This window comes from Hydrogenophaga palleronii, assembly GCF_031457455.1.
Lineage (GTDB): Bacteria > Pseudomonadota > Gammaproteobacteria > Burkholderiales > Burkholderiaceae_C > Hydrogenophaga > Hydrogenophaga palleronii_A.
Genome location: NZ_JAVDWU010000002.1, coordinates 441,978 through 462,983 on the forward strand (window position 1 = coordinate 441,978; position 21,006 = coordinate 462,983).

General features: G+C 67.1%; 13 protein-coding genes and 1 pseudogene. 6 read left to right on the forward strand and 8 right to left on the reverse strand.

Annotation, left to right across the window (positions count from 1 at the left end; translation table 11 throughout):
- Window positions 1–33: 33 nt before the first annotated feature.
- Both J2W49_RS06595 and J2W49_RS06600 read left to right on the forward strand, forming a co-directional pair.
- Complete coding sequence (locus J2W49_RS06595) at window positions 34–6,702, forward strand: response regulator (protein WP_310313226.1); 6,669 nt, start codon at window positions 34–36, stop codon at window positions 6,700–6,702.
- A 124-nt stretch (window positions 6,703–6,826) separates the two neighbouring features.
- Window positions 6,827–7,114 (forward strand): annotated as a pseudogene (locus tag J2W49_RS06600) (dihydrolipoyl dehydrogenase); the annotation flags it as partial.
- A gap of 173 nt (window positions 7,115–7,287) precedes the next feature.
- Here the strand turns inward: J2W49_RS06600 and J2W49_RS06605 are convergent.
- The 6 genes from J2W49_RS06605 to J2W49_RS06630 all read right to left on the reverse strand — a co-directional run bounded on the left by J2W49_RS06605 (window position 7,288) and on the right by J2W49_RS06630 (window position 14,282).
- Window positions 7,288–8,298, reverse strand: coding sequence for a zinc-binding alcohol dehydrogenase family protein (locus tag J2W49_RS06605; RefSeq protein ID WP_310313229.1), 1,011 nt, complete (start codon window positions 8,296–8,298; stop codon window positions 7,288–7,290).
- Window positions 8,299–8,391: 93 nt separating this feature from the next.
- Window positions 8,392–9,336, reverse strand: a complete 945-nt coding sequence (locus J2W49_RS06610) for an ABC transporter substrate-binding protein (protein WP_310313230.1) — start codon at window positions 9,334–9,336, stop codon at window positions 8,392–8,394.
- 59 nt (window positions 9,337–9,395) lie between these two features.
- Window positions 9,396–10,379 (reverse strand): ABC transporter permease, encoded by a 984-nt coding sequence (locus tag J2W49_RS06615; protein WP_310313233.1) that lies wholly within the window; start codon window positions 10,377–10,379, stop codon window positions 9,396–9,398.
- 19 nt (window positions 10,380–10,398) lie between these two features.
- Complete coding sequence (locus tag J2W49_RS06620; protein ID WP_310313814.1) at window positions 10,399–11,898, reverse strand: sugar ABC transporter ATP-binding protein; 1,500 nt, start codon at window positions 11,896–11,898, stop codon at window positions 10,399–10,401.
- A 296-nt stretch (window positions 11,899–12,194) separates the two neighbouring features.
- Window positions 12,195–12,905, reverse strand: a complete 711-nt coding sequence (locus tag J2W49_RS06625) for a FadR/GntR family transcriptional regulator (RefSeq protein WP_310313235.1) — start codon at window positions 12,903–12,905, stop codon at window positions 12,195–12,197.
- Window positions 12,906–13,265: 360 nt separating this feature from the next.
- Window positions 13,266–14,282 carry an AraC family transcriptional regulator gene (locus tag J2W49_RS06630; protein WP_310313238.1) on the reverse strand — a complete coding sequence of 339 codons (1,017 nt, stop codon included), beginning with the start codon at window positions 14,280–14,282 and terminating at the stop codon, window positions 13,266–13,268.
- A 73-nt stretch (window positions 14,283–14,355) separates the two neighbouring features.
- On the opposite strand from J2W49_RS06630, the gene J2W49_RS06635 reads away from it, so the two are divergent.
- Complete coding sequence (locus J2W49_RS06635) at window positions 14,356–14,631, forward strand: DUF4242 domain-containing protein (RefSeq protein WP_310313241.1); 276 nt, start codon at window positions 14,356–14,358, stop codon at window positions 14,629–14,631.
- Between the two features lie 102 nt (window positions 14,632–14,733).
- On the opposite strand, the gene J2W49_RS06640 is transcribed toward J2W49_RS06635, so the two are convergent.
- Window positions 14,734–15,774, reverse strand: coding sequence for a zinc-dependent alcohol dehydrogenase family protein (locus tag J2W49_RS06640; protein ID WP_310313243.1), 1,041 nt, complete (start codon window positions 15,772–15,774; stop codon window positions 14,734–14,736).
- Between the two features lie 138 nt (window positions 15,775–15,912).
- Between J2W49_RS06640 and J2W49_RS06645 the strand changes: the two genes are divergently transcribed.
- Window positions 15,913–16,392: an Lrp/AsnC family transcriptional regulator gene (locus J2W49_RS06645; RefSeq protein ID WP_310313246.1), complete on the forward strand. Its 480-nt coding sequence runs from the start codon at window positions 15,913–15,915 to the stop codon at window positions 16,390–16,392.
- 309 nt (window positions 16,393–16,701) lie between these two features.
- Here J2W49_RS06645 and J2W49_RS06650 read toward each other — a convergent pair whose 3' ends face one another.
- Window positions 16,702–18,636 (reverse strand): sigma-54-dependent Fis family transcriptional regulator, encoded by a 1,935-nt coding sequence (locus J2W49_RS06650; protein ID WP_310313249.1) that lies wholly within the window; start codon window positions 18,634–18,636, stop codon window positions 16,702–16,704.
- Window positions 18,637–18,931: 295 nt separating this feature from the next.
- On the opposite strand from J2W49_RS06650, the gene J2W49_RS06655 reads away from it, so the two are divergent.
- Both J2W49_RS06655 and J2W49_RS06660 read left to right on the forward strand, forming a co-directional pair.
- Complete coding sequence (locus J2W49_RS06655) at window positions 18,932–20,392, forward strand: benzaldehyde dehydrogenase (protein WP_310313252.1); 1,461 nt, start codon at window positions 18,932–18,934, stop codon at window positions 20,390–20,392.
- A gap of 26 nt (window positions 20,393–20,418) precedes the next feature.
- Window positions 20,419–21,003, forward strand: coding sequence for a twin-arginine translocation signal domain-containing protein (locus tag J2W49_RS06660; RefSeq protein WP_310313254.1), 585 nt, complete (start codon window positions 20,419–20,421; stop codon window positions 21,001–21,003).
- The last annotated feature ends 3 nt before the right edge of the window (window positions 21,004–21,006 follow it).

A 21,006-nucleotide genomic window follows, 5' to 3' on the forward strand; every position in this document is an offset into this window, starting at 1 on the left:
GGAGACACCCGTTCGTCTCGTATCGCCCGCGCCGTGCGGCTCGCCGATGGCGAGCGCGTGCTGCTGAAAATCGCCCACGACGGCGCCGACGCGGCGGTCCTGCGGCGCGAGCACGAGTTGATGCTCACGATCGACGTGCCGGGCGTTCCGCGGCCTGGCCCGCTGCTCCAAGGTGAAGAAGGGCTGGCGGCAGCGCTCGGGCCGGCCGGCGCGGTGCCGCTCGTCGGCCGGCTCGGGGCCGGCCCATGGGAGTGGCGGTTGGCGACGCGGCTCGTGCTCGTGCTCGCGCGCACCTTGGCCGCGCTGCACGCACGCGGCCTCGTCCACCGCGATCTTCGTCCCGGGAACCTGCTGCTCGACGCGCCCGCCGAGGCGCTGCGGATCGCCGACTTCAGCGCCGCCGCCCCGCCCGGGCCGGCGTCACCGCACGAGGGCATGGCAGACGGCAGCCGCGCCGACCTCAGCGAAACGGGTGATCCGTGGGCTTACCTCTCGCCCGAGCACACCGGCCGATCCGGCCGGCCGGTCGACGCCCGCAGCGACCTCTACGTACTGGGCGTGCTGATGTACCGGCTGCTGGCCGGGCGGCTCCCGTTCGAGGCGCGCGACCCCCTCGAGTGGGCGCACTGCCATCTGGCCCGCGTTCCGCCTTCACTGGCCGACGCCGTTCCCGCGCTGCCGCCGATACTGGCCGAGATCGTCGCCAAGCTGCTGGCGAAGGCGCCGGAACAGCGCTACCAGAGCGCCTTCGGCCTGCAGGCCGACCTCGAGCGCTGCCTTCACGACGCCGATGAACGCGGCGACGTGCACGGCTTCGCGCTGGGCACGCGCGACGCTGCGGGGCGCCTGGAGCTGCCGCAGGCGCTGTTCGGCCGCGATGCCGAGGCGGCCGCGCTCGCCGAGGCCTTCGACACAGTCGCCGCCACGCGGCGCAGCCGGCTGGTGCTGCTGACCGGTGGCGCCGGCATCGGCAAGACCTCGCTCGCGCTGCGCCTGCGCGAGCGGGCAGGGGCGGCAGGCGGCTGCTTCGCCGCCGGCAAACACGATCTGGCACAGCGCGATGTACCGTATTCGGCGCTGCAGGCGGCGCTTGGCGATCTGGTGCGCCCGCTGCTGGCCGCGCCTGAAGCCGAGGTCGAAGCCGCGCGGGAACGTTTCGAAGCCGCGCTCGGCATCAACACTGGCGTCGCTGCCCGCCTCGTTCCGGCGCTGGCCGTGCTGCTCGGCCCCGGTGTGCCGCCGGCGGAACTCGACGCCCTCGGTGCGCAGCGCCGGCTCCAGCGGGTGCTGGGGCAGATCCTCGCCGTGCTCGTCGGCTCGCATGCGCCGCTGGTGCTGTTTCTCGACGACCTGCACGCCGCCGATCCCGGCACCCTGTCGCTGCTGGCCGATTTGCTGGCCGACCCGCTCGCGACGCCGACGCTGGCCGTCGGCACCAGCCGAACCGCCGACGGCGACCTGCCGGGCCCGGTGTCCGCATGGCTCGAGCGCCTGCGGCAAGACGAGGTGCCGCAGCTGCGCATCGATCTGGCGCCGTGGGGACGCGCCGACGTGGCGGCGATGCTTGCGGCAACGCTCGGGCGTCCGGCCGCCAACATGGACGCGCTCGCCGCGCTGATGCACGAGAAGACCGCCGGCAACCCGTTTTTCGTCATCGAGTTCCTGCGCGAGCTGCATGCCGAATCGCTGCTGACCTTCGATGCGGCGCACGGCGGCTGGTCCTGGGACCTCGGCGCCATCGGCGCCAAGGGTTACTCAGGCAACGTCGTCGAGCTGATGCTGCGCCGGCTGCAGCGGTTGCAACCGCAGACCCAGCAGCTGCTGCGCCAGGCGGCCTGTCTGGGCAGCGCTGCGACGATCGACCTGCTGGCGGCGCTCAGCGGGCACACGCACGAACGCGTGGCCGCCGTGCTGACCGAGGCGCTGGAGGCGTCGCTGGTGCTGCCGCTCGACGGCAGCCTGAGCTTCGCCCACGACCGCGTACGGGAGGCGGCTTACGAGCTCATTCCACCGGCCGAGCGCGCCGCGATGCACCGGCAAGCGGGCCGCCTGCTGCTGGCGAAGGCCACACCGCCGGAACAAGAGCACCGGCTGTTCGATGTCGTGCACCAGTTCAATCGGGCCGCGGCGCTGCTGCAGGGCGACGAAGCGACCGAGGTCTGGACACTCAACCTGCGCGCGGGCCGCAAGGCCTGCGCCGAGTGTGCCTACGTCTCGGCGCGCAGCTACTTCCTGAATGCGCTCGCGCTGCAGCCCGCCGGCGCCTGGCAGACCGCCCACGAGCAGGCATTCGAGCTGGCGCTGGATCTGGCCGAAGCCGAATCGATCGCCGGCGATCCGGACGCCGGCGAACGCGCCCTCGACACCGCGCTGCAACACGCACGCAACGACCTCGAGTGCGTGCGGGTACACCGTATGCGCAGCCGCCTGCGCCTGGTCTGGAGCCGCTATGGCCCGGCGCTGGACGCCGCCCTCGAGGCCCTGCGCTTGCTCGGGCTCGAATTTCCGCAGGACGACGCGGGCCTGCAAACGATGCTCGAGGCCGACGGCGCAGCGCTCGAACAAACAATGGCCGGCCGCCGCCCGGCTGACCTGCTGGCGCTCCCGGCCGTGACCGAGCCTTCCCCGCTGTCGGCCATCGCATTGCTGGTCGACGCCTTCTTCCCGGCACGCAACGCCCGCCCTGCGCTGTTCCTGGTGCTCGTCGTCAAGGCGGTCACGCTGTCGTTGCAGCACGGCAACGCAGTGCAGAGCTGCCAAGCCTATGCCCAGTATCCGCGCCTGCTGCGGCGCCAGGGCCGGCTCGACGAAGCTTATGAATTTTCGCTGCTGTCCCTGCAGCTGGCCGAGCGCCTCGGCGCCACCGCGCTCCACGGCTCGCTGCTCTTTTCGCACATGGCGAGCAGCTATTTCCTGCGCCAGCCGTATGCGAGCGGGCTACCGCTGCTGGAAGACGGCTTCAATGCCAGCCTGCAGTCGGGCAGCCTGTACGACGCCACGGGCTGCGCACTCGTCGCGCTCGAGTATCTGCTCGAGTGCGGCGCATCGCTGGAGCAGATCGCCAAGGGCGCCGAGACCTACGCGCCTTCGTTCGGCCGGGCCCAGGCAGGCCTGTGGCCCTTGATGCTGCGCTCCTGGGCGCAGTTTGCGCGCGCCCTGCAAGGCCTGACGAGTGCACCCGACAGCCTGGACGGCGACGATTTCAACGAAGCCGACTACGTGTCCCGGTTGAAGGCCGCCGATGCGGTGCCGCTGCATAACGTCTACCTGGTGCTGAAGCAGGTGGCTGCGTGCATGGCGGGCCACCACGCGCTGGCGCTCGAGCTGGCGCGGCAGGCCGCAGAGTCGTTCCGCTCTTTGAGCGGCATGGCGATCGAGGTCACGCACCGCTACTACCGCGCGCTTTCGGCGGCAGCGCTGTGCCCGCGCGCCGCGCCGCCCCCGCAGTGGGTGGCGCTGCTCGAGGCCGAGCACGCCGCGATGCAGCAGCTGGCCGAGGCCTGCCCGCACAACTTCCGCCATCGCTGGTTGCTGATCGGCGCCGAACTGGCCCGCCTGCACGGCCGCGACGCCGAGGCCGAGGGCCTGTACGGGCACGCGATCGACACCGCACACCGGCATGGCTTCGTCGCGCACGAGGCGCAGGCGCTGGAGCGCGCCGCCGCCTTTCACCGCGAGCGCGGGCAGGCCGGCTTTGCGCGCGCCTGCCTGCGCGATGCGCGGCAGGGCTACCAGCGTTGGGGCGCGGGCGCGAAGCTGCGTGCGCTCGACGCCGAAGACCCGCCGGCTGCGGCGCCGGCGCACGGCCGCGAGGCGGATCTGGACGCGCTCGCGGTCGCCAAGGCGTCCCAGGCGCTGTCGAGCCTGATCGACCTGAACCAGCTGATCGACACCTTGATGCGCATTGCGCTGGACCATGCGGGCGCACAGACGGCCCGGCTGTACCTGGTGGACGGCGAAGCGCTTCAGCTGGCCGCACTGGCGGCGGTGCAAGGGACGGACGTGCAGGTGCATGTTCGGGGGCCGAGCGAGCATGCGGACACCGCAGCCGATGCGCCGGTGCCGTGGGTCGTCAACTACGTGCGCCGCACGCGGGAGCAGGTCTTGCTGGCGGACGCGGCGACGCCGCATGCGTTCTCCGCCGACCCCTACCTGCATCACGAGCCGCCCCGTTCGGTGATGTGCCTGCCGCTGCAGCGGCGCGCCGACCTCGTTGGCGTGCTCTATCTCGAACACCGCCTCAGCACCCACGCCTTCGGCGAGGGCCGGGGCGCTCTGCTGGAGATGCTGGCATCGCAAGCCGCGATTTCGCTGGAAACGGCGCGCCTGTATGCCGCGCTCAAGGAAGAAAACGCGGAGCGCCGGCGCGCCGAGCAGGCGGCGCTGGAGCGGCAATTGCGCCTGCAGCGGCTGGTGGAGTCCAGCCTCGTCGGCGTGCGCTTTTCCGATCTGGAAGGGCGCGTCTTCGAGGCCAATGACGCCTTCCTGCAGATGGTGGGCTATACGCGCGCCGACCTCGCTGCCGGCCTGCTCAGCAGCTACCGGATGACACCGCCGGAATACCGGGAGATCGATGCCCGCGCGTTGGAAGAACTGCGGCGCGAGGGCCGTTTCGCCCCGTACGAGAAAGAATACTTGCGCAAGGACGGCAGCCGTGTGCCGGTGCTCGTCGGCGGTATCTTGTTCGAGGGCACGACGCCAGAATCGGTGGCCTTCGTGCTCGACCTGACCGAGCGCAACCGGGCCGAGGCGGAGCGCGCGGCGCGGCAGATCGCCGAGGCGGCGAACCAGGCCAAAAGCGAGTTCTTGGCCAACATGAGCCACGAAATCCGCACGCCGATGAACGCGATCCTCGGCATGTCGCACCTGGCGCTGCAAAGCGGCCTGGATGAGCGTCAGCACAACTACGTGCAGAAGGTGCACCAGTCGGCCGAGTCGCTGCTGGGCATCATCAACGACATCCTCGACTTCTCGAAGATCGAGGCCGGCCAGCTGGACATCGAGCAGATTCCGTTCGACCTCGACGACGTGCTGGAACAGCTCGCCGACGTGCTGGGGCTGAAGACCGAGGAGAAGGGCCTCGAACTGGTCTTTGCACTGCCGCCGGGGCTGCCCTCGCAGGTGGTGGGCGACCCATCGCGCCTGCGCCAGGTGCTACTGAACCTGGGCAACAACGCGGCCAAATTCACCGAGCGTGGCGAGGTCGTCGTCGCCGTCGAGTTGGAGGGGCGCGACGCGGCTTCGGTGCAGCTCGGGTTCGAGGTTCGCGACACCGGCATCGGCATGTCGGCTGAACAACAGGAAAAGCTCTTCAAGCCGTTCTCGCAGGTCGATTCGTCGATCAGCCGGCGCTTCGGCGGCACCGGCCTGGGGCTGGCCATCAGCCACCACCTGGTGCGCATGATGGACGGCACGTTGGAGGTGAACAGCGCGCCGGGCGAGGGTAGTCGCTTTCACTTCAGCCTGCGGCTGGGAATCAGGCACGACGCCGTGAAGAAGGCGGCACCGGGTGCCTTGCTGCACGGCAGCCGCGTACTGGTCGTGGACGACAACGACTGCGCGCGCCAGGTGCTGCTGGAGATGGCCGGCAGCCTGGGCCTGAACGTCTCGGCCGCCGCCAACGGCGCTGCGGGCATCGACGCCGTGATGCAGGCTGACGCGAGCCGCGAGCCTTTCGACATCGTGCTGCTCGACTGGAAGATGCCGGGCATCGACGGTGTGGAGTGCGCCAGACGTCTGGCGCACTTGCCCTTGCACCACCGTTTGCCGACGGTGTTGATGCTCACCGCCTTCAGCCGCGACGAAGTGGCACGCCGGCTGGCAGCCGAAGGGCTCGCCGTGGCCGCAACCCTGTCCAAACCAGTGACGCCTTCGAGCCTGCTGGAGGCCTGCCTGCTGGCGGGCGGCAGCCCGCGCCGGATCGGCGATCGTGGCAAGCGCCGCGCCTATGCGGCGCAGCAAGACCGCGCCAGTCTGGCCGGCGCGCGCATTCTGCTGGTCGAAGACAACCCGATCAACCAGGAGCTCGCGCGCGACCTGCTGGGTCGTGCAGGCATCGTCGTGAGCGTGGCCAACCATGGCCGCGAGGCGCTGGACATGCTCGCGCGCGAGCGCTTCGACGCTGTCCTGATGGACTGCCAGATGCCGGTCATGGACGGCTACGCAGCGACGCGCGCATTGCGCGAACAGCCTCAGTGGCAAGGGCTTCCGGTCATCGCGATGACGGCCAACGCGATGGTCGGCGACCGTGAGAAGGCGCTGGAGGCCGGCATGAACGACCACATCGCCAAGCCGATCAAGGTGGACGAGATGTTCGCGACGCTGGCCCGCCACATGCGGCCGCCCGCGGCGACTGCAAACGAGAGCCTTCCCGGCATCGACTGGAAGCTCGGGCTTGCGGGGTTGATGGGTGATGAGCGGCTCTATCGGCGTCTGCTGCTGATGTTTCGCGACCGCGAAGCCAACTTCGCGACCCGCTTCCATGCCGCCTGCGCATTGCCTGACAAGAGCGTCGCCACGCGACTGGCGCACGACCTCAAGAGCGTGGCCGGCACGCTGGGCGCCCAGGCCGTTCACGAGGCTGCCGCGGCGCTCGAACTCGCATGCTCGGAGGGAGCCGGACCTGTCGAGCTGGAGGTGGTGCTGTCGGCCGTGACCTGCCAGCTCGATCCGGTGATCGCCGGGCTGAACTCGCTCAATTGACCTTGGGCATCGTCGATGGTAACCGTCCCCCGGCAAAGCCAGGGGCTTTCGGGATGTGAGCCGCTCAAAGCGGCTGGAGGGGGTCGCTAACGCGGCCCCTCGTTGCTGGGGCCCCCCTTGATGAACCCGACCAGGTCGCGCCGTCGCCAATGGCCGCGACGAAGGCGTCACCAAGCCGCTGTTCGACGACAGCCTGGAAGCCCATGGCCACGGCAAGATCCTGGGCGGTGGCATGGTGGGCACGCACGTAGGCGACATGATCGGCGAGGTCGCGCTGGCCATCGAGATCGGTGCGGATGCCGTCGATATCGGCAAGACCATCCATCCACACCCCACGCTGGGCGAGAGCATCGGCATGGCGGCGGAGGTGGCGCACGGGTCTTGTACCGATTTGCCGCCGGCGAAGAAGTAGAGCGCTTCTCCGCTCGCAGACACAGAAGACCTGGACGGGGAATGAACCGTCCGGGCTTTTTTATAGAAGCTGGACGGTATTGCCCCAGATCGACGCCACTTCACCCTGGCCTGTCGGCAGCGGCACTTATTTGTCAGAAGCGCCCAAACTGGGGTGCGCCGCTCCGGACCCGCTCAGCATTCGATCAGCGCCTTGACCACCCCCTGCGCCGGGTCCATCAGCGTGGCAAAGGCCGTAGGTACGTCGGCCAGTGGCATGCGGTGGGTGTTGAGGGCTGCGGTAGGCACCTGGCCGGCGCGCATGGCGTTCAACACGGTCTCAAAATCTTCCATGGTGGCATTGCGGCTGCCCAGCAGTGTGGCTTCGCGTTTGTGGAACTCGGGGTCGGAGAATGTGATGTTGTCCAGCACCACCGACACCATGACGTACTTGCCACCGTGCGCGATGAACTGGAAGCCACGCTCCATGGCGCGCGCATTGCCAGTGGCGTCAAACACCACGTCGTAGAAGTCGCCGTCTGTCAGCGCGCGCAGTTCCTCCAGGTCGTTTGGCCCAATGACCACGCCGGCGTGGGCACCCAGGTGCTGCTGGCAAAACGCCACCCGCTCGGGCCGGGTGTCCAGCGCCGTCACCTGGCCGCCACGCAGGCCGGCAAACAGCAAGGCCGCCATGCCGATCGGCCCGGTACCCACCACCAGCACGCGCTGGCCGGGTAACACGTCGGCACGGCGCACGGCATGGGCGCCGATGGCCAGAAATTCCACCATGGCCGCCTGGTCCAGCGAGACACCCTCGGCCTTGCGCACGAACGGGGCGGGCACGTTGAGGTACTCTGTGAAGGCACCGTCGCGGTGCACGCCCAGCACCTGGATGTTGACGCAGCAATTGGTCTTGCCTTGCCGGCAGGCCATACATCCGCCGCAGGAGATGTAGGGCATGACAAACACCTCGTCACCCGTGGCCAGGCTGCTGCCCTCGGGCGCTTCTTCCACGGTGCCAGAGATCTCGTGACCCATAACGCGCGGGTAGGCCAGGTAGGGTTGGTTGCCGGTGAAGATGTGCAGATCCGTGCCGCACACGCCCACACGCCGCACGCGCAGCAGCACTGCGTCTCCCTGACGGGCGGGGCGGGGCTTCTCCTGGGCCCGCAGCACGCCGGGTGTTTCGCAAATCACGGTCAGCATACGTGTCCTTTGGGTTCGAATCGATCGGGCCAGGAAACGCCATCCCCCGGGCGCGCGGCGCCGGAGGTGTGCATCAGGAGAAGGGCGGGAGGCTCAGTAGAGAACGTTCTTGGCCGCAGGGCTGTCGATGTTTTGCTTGTTCACCATCAACACGCCGGTGTCGCGGAAGGCAGGGACCTTCTTGCCTTCCACCAGTTCCATCACGGTCTTCACGCCCAGGTTGCCCATCTCGTAAGCGCTTTGCACCGCAATGGCTTCGATGGTGCCGTCCTTCACGAAAGCCTGCAGGTCGGCGTTGCCGTCAAAGCCGATGGCCACCACCTTGCCGGCCTTTCCAGTCTGGGCCAGCGCACGGCCCATGCCGATGGCGGTGGGTTCGTTGGCGCCGAAGATACCCTTCAAGTCTGGGTTGGCGGCCAGCACGTCGGTGGTCTGGTTCAACGCCGTGCCCATCTGCGAGTTGGAATAGAAGGGCCCGACGATCTGCAGCTTGGAGTGCTTCTTGATGTAGTCGGTGAAGCCGCCCACGCGGCCGATTTCCGAGCCCGAACCGGCTGTGAAGGACATGATGGCGATCTTGCCGGTGGTGCCGATCTTGTCGATCAGGGTTTTGGCCGACATTTCGCCCGCGGCCTTGTTGTCGGTGGCCAGGAAGGACTGGTAGTAGGCCTTGCCGGCGTCGGAGGCGGCGGAGTCGATCAGCACCACGGGGATCTTGGCTTCCCAGGCCTTCTTCATGGCGGGAATCAGCGCATCCGGGTCGGATGGCGCCAGCACGATCCCGGCCACTTTGCGGTTCACGGCGTTTTCCACCAGGGCCACCTGGCCGGCCAGGTCGGTGTCGGAGGCCGCCCCCTGGAAGGTCGCGGTGTAGCCTTTCGCTTTGCTCGCGGCATCGTTCGAACCCTTTTTCACGTTTTGCCAGAAGTCGGAGTTGGTCGTCTTCACGATCACAGCGATTTCCTTGTCGGCCGCCGTGGCCAGGGACGACGCGGCCACCAGCGTGGCCGCAATCAGGGTGCTCAGCAGTTGTTTCATTTCATTCCTCTTTGTGGATGGGGTGGAGCAGACGTCCCGGTAGGCCCTGCCGGTAGGGATCACTTGCGGTGGCGCATCTGGTCGATCCACACCGCGAGCAGGATGACCAGACCAATCAGAATCTGTTGCGTGAAGGCCGAGACGCCGGCCATGTTCAAACCGTTGCGCAGGATGCCGATCACGAAAGCGCCGATCACGGTGCCGGAGATCGTGCCCACACCCCCGCTGAGCGAGGTGCCGCCAATCACGGCGGCTGCAATCGCGTCGAGTTCGTACATCAGCCCTTCGCTGGGCTGGGCGGTGACCAGGCGCGACATCAGCACGCAGCCGGTCAGACCGGCCATCAGGCCGGAAAACACGTAGGCAAACAGCGTCACGCGCTGCACGTTCACGCCCGAGAGGCGGGCGGCTTCCATGTTGGACCCCACGGCATACAGGTGCCGGCCCAGCGTGGCGCGGTTGAGCAAAATGGACACGGCCACCGCCAGCACCACCAGCAGCAGCACGGGGTAGGGAATGCCGACGAACACCACATCGGGGAAACCGTCGGCACCTATGTTCACCACGCGCCACAGCGAGCCGTTGCCCAGTTCGGCAAAGCTCTCGCCCAGGCCGCCAATGGCCTTGGCATCGGTGATCTGCAGCGCCACGCCCCGCGCGACCAGCATCATCCCCAGGGTAGCGATGAAGGGCGGAAGCTTCAGCACGGTCACGCACAGGCCGTTGATCAGGCCACACAGAGCCCCCACCAGCAATCCGGTCAGCATGGCCAGCGGCACGGGCACACCGGCCTTCACGGCCAGGGCAGCCACCACGCCCGCCAGCGCCAGGATGGCGCCCACGGACAGGTCAATGCCGCCCGTGATGATCACGCAGGTGACACCAATGCCCAGGTAAGCGATGGAGGTCACCTGCAGCGCCACGGTCATGCCGTTGCCCACGGTGAAGAAGGCGCTGCTCGTGAAGGAAAAAATCACGATCAGGCCCAGCAGGCTGGCCAGCGCGGCAAATTTCTGGAGCAGGTCTTTCTGTCGTTCGGTCATGGGGTGGTCCGGTGGCGTTTCAGACAGGGACGGGGATGCTGCGACCCGAGGCGTGGTGCATGACTTCCTCCTGGCTGGTTTCGCGGGTGTTCAGCACGGAGACCAGCCGCCCTTCGTGGAACACCGCCACGCGGTCGGTCATGCCCATGATTTCGGGCAGCTCCGAACTGATCATCACCACGCCGATGCCCTGGCCGGCGAGCTCGTCCAGCAGTTGGTAAATGGCGTACTTGGCGCCCACGTCGATCCCGCGCGTGGGTTCGTCGAAGAACAGCACACGCGATTCGCGGAAAAGCCACTTGCTGATCACCAGCTTCTGCTGGTTGCCGCCCGAGAGCAGGCGCACGATCTGGTTGCTGCCGGGGGTGCGTATGTCCAGCGCTTTGATGTAGCGCGCCGCGGCGACCTGCTCCTTGTCAAAGCGGATCATGCCGACGCGGTTGGCCACAGCCGCCATGTTGGCCAGCGTGATGTTCTGCGCCACCGTCATCTTCAGCGCCAGCCCATCGTGCTTGCGGTCTTCCGACAAATAGGCCAGGCCGTGGCGCACCGCGTCTCGCGGGGAATGGATGGCGAGGCGTTGTTCGCCCAGGAACACCTGGCCCGCGTCGATCGGGTCGGCACCAAAGATCGCGCGCGCCACTTCCGTGCGCCCCGCGCCAATGAGGCCAGCGAACCCCAGAATCTCACCGCGCTGCAGCTCGAAGCTCACGTCGTGGAACACACCCCGGCGCGTCAGCCCCTGCACACGCAGCAGCACCTCCGGCGTGGGCACCGAAGTGCGTTTGGGGAACACGTCGTCCAGCGAGCGCCCCACCATCTTGGCCACGATCTGCTCCACGCTGGTGTCGGCGAAGCGGTCGGTGCTCACGTAGCGACCGTCGCGCAGCACGGTCACCCGGTCCACGATCTGCGCCAACTCGTCGAGCCGGTGCGAGATGTAGACGATGCCCACGCCCGCGCGCTTGAGCTCGTGGATGATGGCGAAGAGCTTTTCGGTTTCCGACTCGGTCAGTGACGACGTCGGCTCGTCCATGATCAGCACTTGGGCGTCGAGCGACAGCGCCTTGGCAATCTCCACCATCTGCTGCTGCGCCACCGACAGGGTCTTGACCAGCGCGTCCGGCGCAATGTCCAGACCCAGCCGGTCCAGGCACTGTTTGGCGTTGCGCCGCAGCGCAGCGCGGTCGATCAGCCAGGCTTTGCGCGGTTCGCGCGCCAGAAAGATGTTTTCGGCCACCGACAGGTGGGGCACCAGATTCAGTTCCTGGTGAATGATGGCAATGCCCGCCGCTTCGGAATCGGCGGGGGAGCGGAACTGGCAGGCCTGGTCCCGGTAGTGCAGGGTGCCCGCGTCGGGCTGGTACTGGCCGCTGATGACCTTCATCAGCGTGGACTTGCCCGCACCGTTCTCGCCGCACACCGCATGCACTTCGCCGCGACGCACTTCCAGACTCACTCCATCGAGCGCCAGCACGCCGGGAAAGCGTTTGGTCATGCCCTCCAGCCGCAAGATCACGCCAGCGGTGGTCGCCGTGCTGGGCGTCGCGACATGGACGGGATCGGATGCGGAGGGCAACAATGCAAACTCCTGTAGGGCAGTCAACGACGCCGAAACAGCGGAGGGGGCGTCATGGCAAATTGGTAAGACTGCATGACGCAATCGGCGTCATTTGGCCTTACCAATGTGAGTGGATGTATCGGTATTTACCCGGCATTTGGCTTGGATGCGGGTAGAAATGGCGCAAAAAAAGCCTGTGCAGGTGCACAGGCCTGACCACGCGAGCCGTGGTGCTGCGGTTGGCATTCAGGGGGTCAAGACCATTCGCGGCGGTTGTTTTCGACCCAGCGCTGTTCCGATGCCTGCAAGTGCATGCGCAGCGCGGTTTGCGCGGCCAGTACGTCTCGGTTTTCCAGGGCACGCAGAATGGCTTCGTGTTCGTGCAGCGCCGCAGCCCAGGTCTGGCCCGATTCGGCGTGGGCGCTGAGGCGTGCGGCAATCGGGCTGTGGCGTTCGTCAAACAACTCGCCCACCAGGCGCTCCAGCACGGCGTTGCCGGTCATGGCGGCCAGGGTCTGGTGGAACTGGCGGTCAAACGGCAGTGGCGACCGGTTTTGCGCGATGGCGGCCAGCATGTTGTCCAGAATCTGGCGCAGCGCCTGCAAGGCCTCCGGCGTGGCCTTGCCACAGGCCATCATCACCACGGTGCCTTCGATGGCGGCGCGGGCCTGCATCAGTTCGGTGGGGCTCTCGCCCATGGTGGACAGGGCTTGGGGCTTGCGCTGGGCCAGGTTGCATGCATACACCCCAGCGCCCATGCGTACTTCCACGCTGCCCTCAATCTCCAGCGCAATCAGCGCTTCGCGCACCGAGGGGCGCGACACACCCAGCTGCTGGGCCAGGTCTCGCTCGGGCGGCAGGCGCATGCCGGCTGTGTAGTTGCCCTTATCAATGAAGGCGCGTATCTGGTCGGCAATTTGTTGGTACAGCCGACGGTTGTCAACCTGTTTGAGGGGGTCCAGCATGGGTTCTCCGCGTGGGTTGCAGTGTATGCGAGGGCAAGGCCGAAGCCAGGATTGCCCACTGAAATGGTCAGGCCAATCAGTGAGCTACTGTACTGGCCTTACCAAAGTCCGCGTCGCGCATTGTCCATGCGGTGGCGACAGGGGCACCCATGCGGGCCCTGGTGATGGAGAAACCGACGCGGCTGTTGGCCAAGCCGTCTACATCGCCTGCTGCGTACATCAACGCGTTGGATCCAAAGGCGTGGAGTTGCGATTCTTGCGCTTGTGGGATTGGCCCATGGTGGGCATGCGGAAGCGGCGAGAGGTGCCGGGCCGGTCTGACGCAGTGCAGCGACCCTGGGGGGCGCGCTGTTCGCGATTTCACCGCGCGGCGCCGCCACGGCGCCATGCAGCCGGCGAAACGCCGGCGTAACGCTTGAAAGCGCGACTCAAGCTTGCTTCGGAGCCATAGCCCACGCTGTCAGCGATGTCGGCGACGCCACGTGTGGTCGAACGCAGCAACTGCCCGGCCACTTGCAGCCACCATCTTGCAAGGTAGGCCATCGGCGCCACACCCAGATGTCGCCGAAACCGCTCGTCCAGCCGCGAGCGCGAGCTGGCCGCCTCGCGCGCGAGGCTGTCCAGCGTCCAGGGCCTTGCATAGTCGCCGTGAAGCAGCTGCAGCGCGCGGCCCACCACCGGGTCGGCCAACGCACCGAACCAGCCCTGTTTATCGTGCGAGCCTGCCGCCAGGCACCTGCGCAGGCACTCGACGAACAGCAACTCGGGCAGGCGCTGAAGCAGCAGGTCGTCCGCTGGTCGGAGCAGTTCGGTCGCATGCAACGCATAGCGGAAGCTCGCCCGCACCCAGTCGGCCAGAGGCGTGTCGTCAGAGCGCAAGTGCATCAACCGCGGCAGCGCGCTGAGCACGGGGTTGAACAGGATGTCGTCGCTGTGCAGGTAGCCGCAGACGATCTGCGTGAGCTCGCCCCCCTCACCGATGCGCAGCACCGGCATCTTGGTCCAGGGCGGTGATGGGATCAGCGTCGAGATGTCGACAAGCTCAGCGTCAGGCGTACTCGCCACGCGGTGCTGGTCGCCGTAGGGGAGGATGATCACGTCGCCGGCAGCGAGTCGAGCACCGGTGCCGTTCGGCAGGCGCAGCCCGAACTGCCCCTGTGCGACGATGTGAAACAGGATCAGTCGCTGGGCGCCGGGCTTCAGCACCGCAGCCATGTGATCACTGGGCGGCGACTCGTAAGCCCAGGGTGCGCGCAGCTCGGCCCGAAGGAAGATGCCGCCGTCGATGCGCAGCCAGCGCAAGACATCGCTCAGCACCTCGTCGTTCCGCGGATGCTCAGCGGGTTGAACGGACAACAGATCAGGCTGCTCGGACATGGGAAGCGGCGTTTGCCGAAAGCATACTCAATCCACCACATTGTGTGGAAAACGAACTTGCTAAGGAGACATCATGCCCCGCTATCTGATCGAACGCAGCTTCCCAGAAGGCCTGTCCATCCCGATGAACGACGAGGGCCGCAAGATCACCCTCGGCGTCGTGTCCAGGAATGCCGAGCAGGGCGTCACCTGGCTGCACTCCTACGTGACGCCCGATCGCAAGAACACCTTCTGCATCTATGACTCACCCAGCCCGGACGCTATCCGCTCCTGTGCAGCGGCCAACGGACTGCCCGTTGACCGCATCACAGAGGTGTCGGTGCTCGATCCCTACTTCTATCGTTCGTGAGCAGCCTGCGGCATGTTCTGCCGCATTTCGAGAGGCCTGGGGGTCGGGCTAAAGCACGCCTTGCGCAGCGTGCCCGGCGCCATGCCTCGAAAGCGATACCCCTCAAAACTCGGTAACGACGGTGGCCCCGGCCACCACGAAGCTGTCCATGTTCATCAGCGCATCGATGGATTGCGCCAGGCTGATCTTTTCGCCGATGAGCTTTTCGGGAGACAGTTTTCCCGAATCCATCATCGCCAGCATGGCGCCGTACCGGTGGGCCTGCATGCCGTGGCTTCCCAGGATTTCCAGCTCGTGCGCGATCACCCGGCTCATGGGAACGGCGGGAGTGGTGTGTTCACCCAGCATGAGGCCGACCTGCACATGCTTGCCCCGCTTGCGCAGATTGCTGATGGAGTTGAAACAGGTGGTGGGGTGGCCCAGCGCGTCCAGCGACACATGCGCGCCACCCCGGGTGATCTCGCGCACGACTTCTGCCACGTCGGCCACCTGCGTGGCGTTCACGGTGGCCACCGCGCCCAGTGCGCTGGCCAGGCTGAGCTTGTCGTCGGCAATGTCAATCGCCACCACATTGGCGCCAATGGCGTTGGCGATCATGATGGCTGACAGGCCCACCCCGCCACAGCCATGCACCGCCACCCACTGCCCGGCCGAGGTCTTGCCCTGGTCAACGACGGCACGAAACGACGTGGCAAACCGGCACCCCAGGCTGGCCGCCGTGGCGAAATCGAGCGTTTCTGGAAGGGCCACCAGATTGATGTCGGCCTCGTGAATGGCCACGTACTCGGCAAACGAACCCCAGTGCGTGAAGCCGGGCTGAAACTGGTGGTCGCACACCTGCTGGTGCCCGGCGTGGCATTCGGGGCAATGCCCGCACGCCGCCACGAACGGCACCGTGACGCGGTCGCCAGCTTTCCATTTCTGCACCTGCTGCCCCACCGCTTCCACCACGCCTGAGAACTCGTGGCCTGGAACATGGGGCAACTGGATGTCGGGATCGTGGCCCACCCAACCATGCCAGTCGCTGCGGCACACCCCCGTGGCCATGACCTTGATGACCACCCCATGGGGCTCGGGTGTGGGGTCTGGAACCTGGGCCAGCCGGGGTGGGGCGCCAAAGGACTCGTAGAGAACTGCTTTCATGAATTTCCAACGGTGTGAATGATTCCGTCAGTTTATGGATTTCATGTGGAGGTGTTTTGCGGTTTGTGTCGGATCCATGATGTATTTCGATAAACTCCTTCGCGGCCTGCGGGTGGCTGCTGAAGGAATCTTTCAAACATGGACGCACTGGACAAAACCGACCTCGCCATGCTGGCCAGGCTGCAACAGGACGGCCGGCTGGCCAACACCAAGCTGGCCGAGGAACTGGCGCTGAGCGAAGCGTCTTGCTGGCGGCGCCAAAAGCGACTGGAAGAGCTGGGTGTCATCGAGGGCTACCAGGCCACCCTGAACCGCCGAAAGCTGGGCATCGGCGTCATGGCCTTTGTGCAGATCGTCTGCACCCAGCACAGTGAGGAGGTCACGGCCCACTTTGAACGCATCATCCGGGCCTGCCCCAACGTCGTGGATTGCCACAACATCACCGGTGAGGCGGACTTCTTGCTGAAGGTCGTGGCCAAGGATCTGGACGACTACAGCCGGTTTGTGGACCGGGTTTTGCGGCAGTTGCCGGGTGTGTTGAGCATCAGGTCGAACATCTCATTGCGCGAGATGAAGGTGACCAACCGATTGCCGGTATTGGATCTGCTTGCCAATTGACACCGTTGCGCCCCACGGCCGGATGTCGACATGGCCCAGCGTGACAAGGCGGGAGGACTACACCGGCCCTTAACACAGCAGGCGCAGGCTTCCGGCGAGAAGTTGATCACTGCTTAAAAAGCGGGCGCTCTTGGCAAACCCAAGCCTGGCGCCGGGCTTGATGATTGTGAACAGGCTTATCCACACAGAAGTCCACAGTGGAGCGGGGTAAGTTTTTTGCCATCGAGTTGGCGCCGACCAGGTGGACATCGGCAAGACCCTCCACCGCGCCAGAAACGGCTCGGGTTTTCGTCTGTTCGACCGGACGGACTACCCACGCGAATAGCCGCAGGCGGCCAGCTCCGGGTCTGACTTGAGCCGGCGGTACAGCGTCGCGCGCCCGATGCCCAGCATGGCCGCCGCCGCGGTGACGTTGCCCCGGGTCTGTTGCAAGGCGGTCGACATGGCCTTGCGCTGGGCATCGTGGACCGACAGCCCGACCCTCGTGTCGAGTGGCTGCGAGGGCCAGGGCGGTGCAGGCGCCGCAGCCGCTGGCGGCGCTTGGCCAAAATCGTCCAGCGCCAAAGGGCGCATCGGCTCAGCCACCGCAAATGCCAGCGTCAACGCATGCTGCAACTGGCGCACATTGCCGGGCCATGGGCGTTGGCGCAGTTGAACCCGCAACGGGTCGCTCAGGCGGGATGCGTCGGCGCCGATCCGGTGGCACAGGTTGTCCACGATGGCGTGGAAATCATCGCGCTCGCGCAGCGGGGGCACCGCCAGCACGAAGCCGCTGATGCGGTAGTACAGGTCTTCGCGAAAGCGGCCCTCGGCCACCAGCGCCTGCAGGTTGCGGTGCGTGGCACAGAGCACCCGCACATCCACCGCGCGCGGCTGCGTGGCGCCCACGGGCAGCACCTCGCCGCGGTCCAGCACCCGCAGCAGGGCCACCTGCAGCGGTAGGGGCATGTCGCCAATTTCGTCCAAAAACACCGTGCCGCCCCGCGCCGCTTCGAACTTGCCGATGCTGCCGCCGCGCACCGCTCCGGTGAAGGCGCCTTCCACATGGCCAAACAGTTCCGACGCGATCAGTTCGGGCGTGAGGGCGCCACAGTTGATGGCCAGGAACGGCGCCTGTGCGCGCTGGCTGGCCTGGTGCAGCGCGCGGGCCGCCACTTCCTTGCCGGCACCGGTTTCACCCGTCACCAGCACGGGCAGGCCGGCTTCGAGGGCGCGCAATGCCACCGCGAGTTCAGGAGGCCGCGGGGTGGCCACTTCCTCGGTCAGAACGGTGCATCGCGCGCTGACGGGGAGAGTCTGGCTGACGGAGGCCCGGGCTGCTGCGCGCTGTGGCAGCGAGACGCCTTGCAACCGCACCCCGCCGTGCAGTTGCAGGGGGAGCCTGCCGGCGGATTGGCGGCGGGCCCGGGAAGCCCAAGCGTCAAAGCGCCCTTCAAACAGGTCTTCAAAGGTGCGGCCCTCGCGGACCACGGGCATGTCGAACAGGTGGCGGGCGGCGCCGTTGGCGGCGAGCAGCACGCCGTCGCGGTCGAAGGCGAGGGCGGCGCCCTGGGTGTCGGCCAGTTCGATTCTCAGAAAGACGGGGAGGGCGTCGAACAGCCGGTGTTCGATCTGCTGGGCGCATTGGTGGGTGAGCCCCATCACGCCAGTGGCCAGCTGCGGCGCGTCGCGGGTCACGTCCACCGTGCCCATCAGGCGCCCGCGCGGGTCGAACACTGGCGCGGCGCAGCAGTGAAAGATCTGGTTGTTGGCGAAGTAGTGCTCGGGGCCCAGCACGCGCACCGTGCGCTGCTCGGCCAGCGCCACGGCCATGGCGCTGGTGCCGATGGCTGCTTCCGACACATCCACCCCGGGGCGAAAGGCCTGGCGCATGGGTTGGCAGTGGCGGTCCAGTGCGCCGGCCACCGCCAGCACCTGGCCCACGGTGTCGGTCAGCAGCACGGCGTAACCCACCTCGGACACGCGCCCGGCCAGCACGTCGAGTTCCGGGCGGGCGGCTTGCAGCAAGCGGTGTTCGCGCTCCAGCAGGGCGCTCAGGTGGCTGCGCTCCACTGGATCGAAAACCACATGTTCCTGGGGCGCCCGGCCCGACTGGCGGCAACGCTCCCACGACCGCAGCAGGGGCTGATCCAGCAGCCCGTCAGGCAGCTGGCCGTCGTTGAAATAGTGCTGGCGGGCTTCCCAGATGCGCTCGGGCCGGTAGTCGATGCGCGGACTCGGCAGGGTGGGGGCTGGGTTGTTCATGGGCGGCACAGCATGGGGGTCAATGCACTTTAGTGCATGTTGTGGAGCGCCTCATGCGGGTTTTCCCGGCGTTGAGACGGATCGTCCCGGCTTGAGACGAAATGGGCGTCTCAGTGAGACATCTTCACCGGGGCTGTGCGGGAATGGGTCCGATGGACGGCCGCCGACGGGCCAAAAACTCCGGACAAACCCGCAGAAAACAGCCGCGCATGCACTGGATTGCCGTTTTGGCACACCGCTTGCAGAAACGCCACCGGTGACCCACCACGAACACATACCTATACGGAGACAACCCATGAGCGTAAGCAGCCCCGCGATTTGGTCAGGCAAGATTTTCAGCAACGGATGGACAGACGCCGCTGGCGGCGTACAGGATGTGCGGGAACCCGCCACCGGCCAGTCCCTGGAACAAACCGGCATCGCCAACGCGGCCGACGTGAACCGCGCCGCCGCCAGTGCCAAGGCCGCTCGCGCGGCCTGGGCCGCCACCCCGTTCGACCAGCGCGCGGCAGTGGTGCGCGAGGCCGCACGCTTGCTGAAAGAGCGTGCCGCCGACATCAACACCTGGAACATCCGCGAATGCGGCTCCATCGGCCCCAAGGCCGAATGGGAACTGCACGCCACCTACGAGCAGATGCTGATGGCCGCCGCGCTGCCCATGCAGGCCAACGGGCAGATGTTCCCCTCGTCCATGCCCGGGCGCACCAACCTCTGGCGCCGTGTGCCCATGGGCACCGTGGGGGTGATTGCCCCATGGAATTTCCCGCTGCTGCTGGCCATGCGCTCGGTGGCGCCGGCGCTGGCGCTGGGCAACGCCGTGCTGCTCAAGCCCGACGCCCAGACGGCGGTGACCGGCGGCCACCTGATTTCCCAGGTCTTTGCCGACGCGGGCCTGCCTGACGGCGTGCTGCACGTATTGCCAGGCGGCCCCGAAACGGGGGACGCGGTGGTGCGCCACCCGGACGTGACGATGATTTCCTTCACCGGCTCGACGGCGGTGGGCAAGAGCATTGGCGCCACCTGTGGCGGGCTGCTGAAAAAGGTGGCGCTGGAGTTGGGGGGCAACAACGCCCTCATCGTGCTGGACGACGCCAACCTGGACGCCGCCGCCTCCAACGGCGCCTGGGGCGCCTTTCTGCACCAGGGGCAGATCTGCATGCAGGCCGGGCGGCATCTGGTGCAGCGCAAAGTGGCCGAGGCCTATGCCGACAAGCTGGTGGAGCGGGCGAGGGCGTTGTACGTGGGCGACCCGCACGCCGGCCCCGCGCACCTGGGCCCCATCATCAATGCCAAACAATGCAGCCGCGTGCAAGACATCGTGGACCGCAGCGTGGCCCAGGGCGCCCGGCTGCTCACCGGGGGCACGCACGAGGGCCTGTTCTTCCAGCCCACGGTGTTGTCGGGCGTGACCGCCGACATGCCCGCGTTCGCCGACGAGATTTTTGGCCCCGTGGCCCCCATCACGGTGTTCGACACCGAGGACGAAGCCGTCGAGCTGGTCAACGCCTCGCCCTACGGACTGGCGGCCGCCGTTCACAGCGCCAACGTGTCCCGCGCCATGGCGGTCGCCAACCGGCTGCACACCGGAATGATCCACGTCAACGACCAGACCGTGAACAACGAGTTCCACGTGCCTTTTGGGGGCATGGGCGCCTCGGGCAACGGCGGGCGCTTTGGCGGCCCGGCCAACCTCGACGAGTTCACCCAGACCCAGTGGGTCAGCGTGATGGAGCAACCCATCGTCTACCCCTTCTGACCCCACGCAGACCGAGAGGACGCACCATGCATCTGGACACTCAAACCCCTTTGAACCAGGCCCTGAAGGTCGTCGCCCGCCTGTCGCGGCGCGACTTCATGGTCTTTGCCAGTGCCGCCGTGGGCGTGGCCGCCAGTGGCGCCGCGTCGGTGGCGCAGGCCCAGGCCCCGGCGCTCAAGAGCATCAACGCCGCCGAGGCCGACATCTTTCGCCGCGTGGCCGAGGTGGTGCTGCCTGTGGGCGGCAGCGCGCTCGCGCCCTGGACGCCCGAGGTGCTGCTGGGCACGCTGGACGCGGCCCTGCTGGGCACCATGCCGCCCCACGTGCTGGCGGGCCTCAAGGGCGGGCTGCAGTATTTCAACGAAGGCCCGGTGGCGCAGCACGGCAAGCGCTTCACGGCGCTGGACGACGCCACGGCCACCGCCTTTCTGGACGCCTGGGGCAATGCCGAAGAAGTGCCGCACCGCGCCCTGGCTTCCGGCCTGAAGAAGCTGGTGCAGCTCTCGTATTGGGCCAACCCCGCGTCATGGGCGCCGCTCGAATACGAGGGCCCGATTTCCGTGCGCAGTGGCCTGAAGTCCCTCGGCAACGCCCCACTGCCCACGCGCTGAGCC